Source organism: Streptomyces rugosispiralis (assembly GCF_024505145.1).
Classification (GTDB): Bacteria; Actinomycetota; Actinomycetes; order Streptomycetales; family Streptomycetaceae; genus Streptomyces; species Streptomyces rugosispiralis.
The window spans coordinates 1-623 of sequence record NZ_JANIAA010000209.1; the positions used below are offsets into that span (position 1 = coordinate 1).

1 protein-coding gene is annotated in these 623 nt (G+C 66.6%); it reads left to right on the plus strand.

Translation table 11 applies throughout. The features are described 5' to 3' along the window. Positions 1 to 63: 63 nt before the first annotated feature. Positions 64 to 623: polyketide synthase dehydratase domain-containing protein (locus tag NP777_RS47095; RefSeq protein WP_308405431.1), on the plus strand; the 560-nt coding region annotated here is incomplete at its 3' end.

The following is a 623-nucleotide window of genomic DNA, read 5'->3' on the forward strand; positions in this document are numbered from 1 at the left end:
GGTCTGGGTTCGGCTGATCATCCGTTGTTGGGTGCGGTGGTGGGGTTGGCGGGTGGGGATGGGGTGTTGTTGACGGGGCGGTTGTCGTTGGTTTCGCATGGTTGGTTGGCTGATCATGTGGTGTGGGGTGTGGTGGTGGTGCCGGGGTCGGCGTTGGTGGAGTTGGTGTTGCGTGCGGGTGATGGGGTGGGTTGTGGGTGGTTGGAGGAGTTGACGTTGGAGGTGCCGTTGGTGGTGCCTGAGCGTGGTGGGGTGCGGGTGCAGTTGTCGGTGGGGGCGCCGGATGGGGTGGGTCGGCGTGTGGTGGGTGTGTTTTCGCAGGTGGAGGGTGAGGGGGAGGGGTTGTGGACGCGGCATGCGGTGGGGGTGTTGTCGGCGGATGTTCCTGTGGTGGTGGATGGGTTGGGTGTGTGGCCGCCTGTTGGTGCGGTGGCGGTGGATGTGGGTGGGGTGTATGAGCGGTTGGCTGGGGTGGGTTTGGAGTATGGGCCGGTGTTTCGGGGTGTGCGGGCGGCGTGGCGTCGTGGTGATGAGGTGTTCGCTGAGGTGGCGCTTGCGGAGGAGCAGCGTGCGGAGGCGGGTCGCTTTGGTCTGCACCCGGCCCTCCTCGACGCCGCCCTGCA